The following is a 6,584-nucleotide window of genomic DNA, read 5'->3' on the forward strand; positions in this document are numbered from 1 at the left end:
CTGCCCGCCCCGCCCACGCCGGGCGGGGCAGGGCGGGTCACTCGGCGAGGGCGGCGTTCGCCTGGGCCATGAAGCGGGAGGTGGCGGTACGGGCACCGGCCCGCTTGCCGCGGATGCTCTCGGCCGCGTCGATCAGCAGCTCGCGCACCTCGGCGTGCCCCTTCGGCGGCGGCGCGGGTGACGGGCCGGCCAGGTCGTCCAGCTCGGCGCCGAGCGCGGCCATGCGCTTCTCGGCCCGGCCGGTCACCTCCGCGGCGACGAACGAGCGCACCTGCTTGCTGGTGTTCAGGCCGCGCTCGACGCCGAGGAGCCGACCGGCGGCCACGTTCGTGGTCAGGAAGTCGAGCACGTCGACCACCGCCTCCGGGTGGCGGGTGCCCCGGAAACCGGCCCAGTACATCGATGCGCGCGGCCACTGGGCGGCGGGCGTACCCGGGAAGGCGACAGCGCCCAGCTCGTCGTCGGTCAGGCTCTGCAACTCGGGCAGCTGGTGCGACCAGGCGAAGGAGGCTGCGGTGTGCCCGGTGACCACGAGCTGGCGGGCCAGCTCGCCGCTGTCGGCCTGCTCGACCAGCGCGGCGCTCGGTGTGGCCCGGTCGAACCGCGCCACCTCCCAGAACTCGAACCAGGCGAGCAGTTCGGCGGAGCTGAAGCCGAGCTGCCGCCCCTGGTACAGCTCGCTGCCCTGGCCGCGCAGCCAGAGCCAGAACGCCCGGTAGTCGCCGGAGGCGTCCATGGTGCCGGCCACCCGGTTGCCGGAGGCGCGCGTGACGCGCGCGGCCCAGCTCACGTACTCCTTCCAGGACATGCCGGTACGCGGCTCGGGCTGGCCCAGCCGGCGTAGCAGCCGGCGGTTGAATACCAGCGCCGCGCTCGTCTGCGCGGCCGGTACGCCCACCGTGCGCTCGTCCACCCGGCCGTAGCGGGCCAGCTGCTCCGGCACCTCGCGCAGGTCGAGCCGATCGTCGGCGACGTACCGGGTCAGGTCGAGCAGGATGTCCCGGCCCGCGTACTCGGCGAGCAACGTGTCGTCGATCTGGAACAGGTCCGGCGCGTTCCCGCCGGTGGCCTGGGTGGCGAGCCGGTCGTAGTAGCCGCCCAGCCCCTGCCAGGTCACCCGGAAGCTGACCCGCGGGTTCTGCTGCGAGTACAGCCGCAGCGCCTGTTCCGTGGCCGCGGCCCGGCGGGCGCCGCCCCACCAGAACACGGACAGCTCGATCGGGCCGTCGTCGGCGGCCACCTCCTCCGGGCTGCACCCGGTGAGCAGCGGCAGCCCGCCGGCGATCGGCAGCCCGGTGAGCGCGCCGAGGAACCGTCGCCGGTCGAGCCCGGGACGGGGTACGGACTGCGGAGCGCGCAAAGGTCTCTCCGAAGGTGGGGTGGACGGATCATTTCACCGGCCCCCCGGCGGGGTGTCAACGCCGGGCGGGCCCGGTGGGCGCGCCGGGCGACCCCCGGCGGTCATGGTGTACTAGCGCCGTGGAACTTCTGCACTCGGGCAAGGTCAGGGACGTCTACGCCGACGGCGAGGACCTGATCCTGGTCGCCACGGACCGCGTCTCCATCTACGACGTGGTGCTGCCGACCCCGATCCCGGACAAGGGCCGCCTGCTCACCGCGCTGTCGCTGTGGTGGTTCGAGCAGCTGTCCGACCTGGTGCCGAACCATGTGATCTCCGCGACGGACGTGCCGGCGGAGTTCGCCGGCCGGGCGATCCGCTGCCGGCGGCTGGACATGGTGCCGGTCGAGTGCGTGGCCCGGGGCTACCTGACCGGCGGCGGCTTCGCCGAATACCAGCGCACCGGCTCGGTCTCCGGGGTGCCGCTGCCCCGCGGCCTGGTCGAGGCGTCGATCCTGCCCGAGCCGATCTTCACGCCGTCGACCAAGGCGCCGAAGGGCGAGCACGACGAGCCGATCACGTACGAGCAGGTGGTGGACAAGGTCGGGCCGGAGGTCGCGGAGCGGCTGCGGCAGATCACCGTCGACGTCTACCGGCGCGGCGCGGAGATCGCCGCCGAGCGGGGCATCCTGATCGCCGATACGAAGCTGGAGCTGGGCTGGGCGCCGGACGGCACGCTGGTCCTCGGCGACGAGGTGCTCACCTCCGACTCGTCCCGGTTCTGGCCGGCCGAGTCGTACCAGCCGGGCCGCGCCCAGTTCTCCTACGACAAGCAGTACGTGCGGGACTGGGCCACGTCGAGCGGCTGGGACAAGCAGCCGCCCGCCCCCGAGGTGCCGGCCGAGGTCATCGAGGCGACCCGGACCCGCTACGTCGAGGTGTACGAGAAGCTGACCGGCAACAGTTGGGACTGACCTCACGTGCGGGTCGAACTGCGACCCGGGTCGGTGCCGTTCTCTGTGCCCAGCGGGTGCAGCGCAACAAGTCGAATGGTGGCGTCTGTCAAACCCATTTGCGACGGTTCCCCGAACTGCGACAGAAGCGCCTGCCGATTCGATGCGCAGCGTAATGACATGTTGCCATGTCGATGGCAGGCTGCGAGTTGGAGGGCATCTCCACAAAAGACGGGGGAGGCAGATGGCCGGCCATGGCAGGTTGTCACGACGTTCATTGATCTCTGGATCGGCGGCTCTGGTGGCGGGTGCCGCCGGCGCGGCGGCTGTCGGTGTAACTGCCGCTAATGCCGCAGCTCCGACAAGCTCACCTGGCCGAGCCCGCATCGCCAGGGTGATCAGAAGCTCCGGCGGCGCCGCCGAGGTGGAGGTGTTGTCGTCCTCCGGGTCCGTGGTCGCCAGACATGTGGCACCGGTGACCGGCTTCCCCGCCGGCTGGCAGCTCCAGCCGGGCGACCGGGTGATTCTCGCCGGCATGCTGGACGAGTCCGGCTCGGGAGCCGTCATGCCGCTCGTCGAGCCGATCCGTGGCCACCTGGAGGGCACGTCGGGGTCATCCGCCCGAATCGCCGGGCGAACGGTCAGGTTGCAGAATCCGGGAACGACGGTCTCGCGAAGCGCGACGTCCGAGGAATCGATCGCCTTCTGCGTCAAGAATGATGTGAACGGCGAACTCTCATGCGTGAGTGTGAAGCCGGTGTCTGCATTCGCGACGCTTCCGAAGAATTCCTAGACCGCCTCACCCAAGGACTTGTCAATGGATACGTTGGTTTCGCCTGCCCAAAATACAACTGCGTCCGTCCAATCATCTGGCTCTGGTCGGCTCGAACCGATGACTGACGGGCGCCGCGGCGTCCTCAAGTTCTTCGGCCGCGGAGGGCTCGCTATCGTCGCCGGGCTGTCCGGCGTGTTCGCGGCCTCCAGGCCCGCCGCAGCCGGCCTTGCGTCGCCTTGCTGCTCACTTGCCAGCAACACGAGGTGCAGTGGGTGCGACGAGAGGTTCTCCTGCAGCAAGGGCTACAAGAGGTACTGGTGGTGCCAGGCGGGCATGCGCATCATCGGTTGCGGAGAATGCCAGAGGGACAGCGGTACTTGCTGGCAGGGCGGTGTCTACTACTGCTCCATCTGGTGGGACGACGGCGCCGGGTGCGGATGACGGCATCGGCTGCTGATCGAGGCAAGAGGGTAACCGCGTGGTTCTGTTTTCGGCACTTGTTGCCTTTGCACTGACTGCCGTGTTCGTCGTCGGTGGGGTGGAGAAGCTCAAAGCGCAGTCCTCGTTCGGCTCGACATTGGCCGGCCTGGGAGTGCCGGACGTTCTGATTCCACCCCTCCGTGTCCTGGTGCCGGTCGCAGAACTCGGCACGGCCGTCGGCCTGATGCTGTTTCCTGCGATGGCGTGGCCCTCGGTTGCCGTGGCCGCTCTCGGCGTGGCCTTCGCCGCAGCCGGCGCGCTGAGTCTGCGTGCCGAACAGCCCGTTGCCTGTTCGTGTCTGGGCGCTGCCGCGGACGGACTTCTCGGCCGGAAGCAGATCATCCTTCTTCCGCTGTGGCTGGCGGCGGCTGCTGTGCTCACCTTGTCCCCGCCGCAGTGGTCCGTTTCGCAGGGTCTGAATCTCCTGGCCCTGGCCGTCGTCGCCTCCTCCGGGCTGCACGCCGTCAAGGTCGTTCGAGCCTGGCGGAACGACGCGGCCTACCGGGCGGCCATCGAGGAGGCCGCGGAGTCTCGGGCCGACATTGTCGTCGGCCTCCACACGATTGAAGGGGTTCGATGACAATAGCTTTGTCGGTGGCCGTCGTGCTGCTGGGAACGCTGCTCCTGCTGCTTCTCGGCTCGCAGGTCGAGATGTACCGGACCATCGAGCAACTTCGGGAGTACAGCGGTCTGGTCGACCGGCCGATCCCGCTCGATCTGCCGGCCGACCGCACGCCGAGCAGAGCCGGCCTGCCGGCGACTCTGGACACCGCGGTCCGGGGGGTCGTGCTTCTGCTCTCCGACCGATGCGGCACATGCCGCTCGATCGCCGCCTCGCTGGACGGCAGCGTCCACCCCGACCTCTTCCTGGTCGTCGAGCCCGGCCAGGGGGCGGACGGCGCCGGCGAGCTCGCGCTGAGCTACCGGCTGGATCCCGAGCGGACTCTGATCGACCGCGATGGCAAGATCGCCTCCGGACTGGGGCTCAAGCTGACGCCTGCCGCAGTCGTCATCGAGCATGGGCGGATGACCCGCGCCAGTAGCATTCCTTCGATCCGGCAACTCGAACTCGTCCGCGCCTCGGTACGTGACGTCGGTGGCTCCCGGCAGGCTGCGGTGGCGCCGGAGAATGTATGACCGCTCCGTCTGATCTCGTCGTTCCGGCCATGGTGGTCCTGGCCATGACCGCGGGCTTCGCCCAGTTGTTCAGTCCTTGAGGCGTTTCGTTCGTGGGGATGTTGCGTCCGCTGGCTCTCAGCGGCACCCCTCGAACCCCTCTGGTGCAGGGGGGCAACTCACTCGCTCACCGGTTCCGCGACGCAGGACTGCCGACAGGGGCGCTCTGTGCCGGATTCCTGGTCTCAGCGACCGCACTCTTCGGCATCGCCAACTTCGTCGGCATGGCCCTCGGCACGTACCTGCTTCCGGAGAAGGCACGCCTGGCGGCAGCACTGGTGTGCATCGGCGCGCTGATCGTGCTGGACGTCCTGTCGTTCCGTCGCCGCACGATGTGCCCGATCACCTTCCGCCGTCAGACCCCGAAGAACCTGGTCTTCCGCTACGGCAACACCAGGGGGGCGCTGATCTGGGGACTGGACACCGGACTGGCCGTGACGACGTTCCGGATATCCGCCGCGACATGGGCCTTGATCGTTCTCGGTCTGCTCAATGTCGCGCCCTGGTGGCAGGGCATCGCGTACGGCATGGGATTCGGCCTGCCGATCGCAGCGGCCATTCTTCTGGTGCCACCCCGGCCCGACCGTGAGGACGGCACGTCGCGGGAGCCGCACTGGATCTCGGGGATGTTGAACCGGCACCGTCGATTCGCGCAGGTCGTCACGCTGCTCACCGCCGTCGTCGGGTTCGTGGCCGTCGCCCAGACCGTCGCATCCTGAACCGCTGCAGGGCCGGCGCCTCCGTGGGGCCTGGCGGGCCGGGCCACGTCCGGGGCGGACGCGATCATGCCTGGGACGACGCGGACCGACCCGGGTCGGAGGACCGGGCTAGGGCGTGTCCTGCCGATCTTGTAGTGGTTGGTCGTTGACGATGTGCCGGTGGTGCGTCGTGGTGAGCTGACCGATGAGGCGTGGGCGGTGATCGCGCCGCTGTTGCCGGAGCCTGGCGGTGCGCGGGGGCGGTGGCGGGATCACCGGCGGGTCATCAACGGGATCTTGTGGAAGCTGCGCACGGGCGCGCCGTGGCGGGACCTGCCGGAACGCTTCGGGCCGTGGAAGACCTGTCACGAACGCCTGCGTCGGTGGACGGCCGACGGGACATGGGATCGGATTCTCGCGGCGGCGCAGGTGCATGACGACGGCACGCCGGTGCAGTGGACGATCAGCATCGACTCGTCGATCGTGCGGGCGCACCAGCATGCCGCTGGCGCCCGCAAAAAAGGGGCTCCCCGACAAGTGCGGCGACGCCTGGTGCGCAAGATGGCGAGGCCATCGGCCGGTCCCGCGGCGGGTTGAGCACGAAGATCCACCTCGCCGTCGACGGACGCGGACGGCCGCTGTCGGTCCTGCTCACCCCCGGCCAAGCCGGCGACAACCCGCAACTGTTGGCGCTGCTGGACGCTATCCGCGTCAACGAGCCCGGACCGGGTCGGCCCCGCAAGCGACCGGACGTGCTGATCGCGGACAAGGGCTATGCGCATGACTCGACCCGCCGAGCCCTACGACAACGCGGGATCCGACATGTCATCCCGGAACGCAGCGACCAGGTCGCCCGCCGGGCCGCCAAGGGCAGCCACGGCGGGCGACCACCGGCCTTCGACAAGCAGGTCTACCGCAAGCGCAACGTCGTGGAACGCTGCTTCAACCGGCTCAAGCAGTGGCGCGAACTGGCCACCCGCTACGCCAAACGCGCGTCCCTCTACCGATCCAGCCTGGTCCTCATCGCCGCCATCATCTGGCTTCCATGATCGACAGGACAGGGCCTAAGGGACGTCTCGTAACCCCGGTGTCTGTCTAGTCAGGACGATCGGTCAGGATCCCTGGGTGCAGGTGATCACCGCAGCCAACCCTGACTGGATCTT

General features: G+C 69.4%; 7 protein-coding genes. 6 read left to right on the plus strand and 1 reads right to left on the minus strand.

The annotated features are described in order from the left end of the window. Positions 1-37: 37 nt before the first annotated feature. Complete coding sequence (locus IF06_RS0124870) at positions 38-1,360, minus strand: ABC transporter substrate-binding protein (protein WP_013475256.1); 1,323 nt, start codon at positions 1,358-1,360, stop codon at positions 38-40. 119 nt (positions 1,361-1,479) lie between these two features. Between IF06_RS0124870 and IF06_RS0124875 the strand changes: the two genes are divergently transcribed. From IF06_RS0124875 to IF06_RS33230, 6 genes are all read left to right on the plus strand, one after another. Continuing rightward, positions 1,480-2,313, plus strand: coding sequence for a phosphoribosylaminoimidazolesuccinocarboxamide synthase (locus IF06_RS0124875; RefSeq protein WP_030273884.1), 834 nt, complete (start codon positions 1,480-1,482; stop codon positions 2,311-2,313). A 454-nt stretch (positions 2,314-2,767) separates the two neighbouring features. Then, on the plus strand, positions 2,768-3,085 hold the full coding sequence (locus tag IF06_RS0124880; RefSeq protein WP_157551531.1) for a hypothetical protein: 318 nt from the start codon (positions 2,768-2,770) through the stop codon (positions 3,083-3,085). Between the two features lie 460 nt (positions 3,086-3,545). After that, a complete protein-coding gene (locus tag IF06_RS0124890; RefSeq protein ID WP_030273891.1) occupies positions 3,546-4,127 on the plus strand; it encodes a MauE/DoxX family redox-associated membrane protein in 582 nt (193 codons plus the stop codon). Between the two features lie 14 nt (positions 4,128-4,141). Then, the gene (locus IF06_RS0124895) at positions 4,142-4,684 is read left to right on the plus strand and encodes a hypothetical protein (RefSeq protein ID WP_198039684.1); all 543 of its coding nucleotides are present in this window, start codon (positions 4,142-4,144) and stop codon (positions 4,682-4,684) included. 98 nt (positions 4,685-4,782) lie between these two features. After that, the gene (locus tag IF06_RS0124905; protein WP_157551533.1) at positions 4,783-5,442 is read left to right on the plus strand and encodes a hypothetical protein; all 660 of its coding nucleotides are present in this window, start codon (positions 4,783-4,785) and stop codon (positions 5,440-5,442) included. A gap of 162 nt (positions 5,443-5,604) precedes the next feature. Further along, positions 5,605-6,470 (plus strand): IS5 family transposase gene (locus tag IF06_RS33230; protein WP_157551535.1). Its coding sequence is split into 2 segments (ribosomal slippage): positions 5,605-5,944 and positions 5,944-6,470, totalling 867 coding nucleotides; the frame shifts between segments, so codons are not numbered across the junction. The last annotated feature ends 114 nt before the right edge of the window (positions 6,471-6,584 follow it).

Source organism: Micromonospora globosa (assembly GCF_000717585.1).
GTDB lineage: Bacteria > Actinomycetota > Actinomycetes > Mycobacteriales > Micromonosporaceae > Micromonospora > Micromonospora aurantiaca.

Bases quoted from the DNA above. Each gene is read 5' to 3' on its own strand.
- IF06_RS0124905 (WP_157551533.1), top strand. From the start codon at position 4,783: ATGTTGCGTCCGCTGGCTCTCAGCGGCACCCCTCGAACCCCTCTGGTG.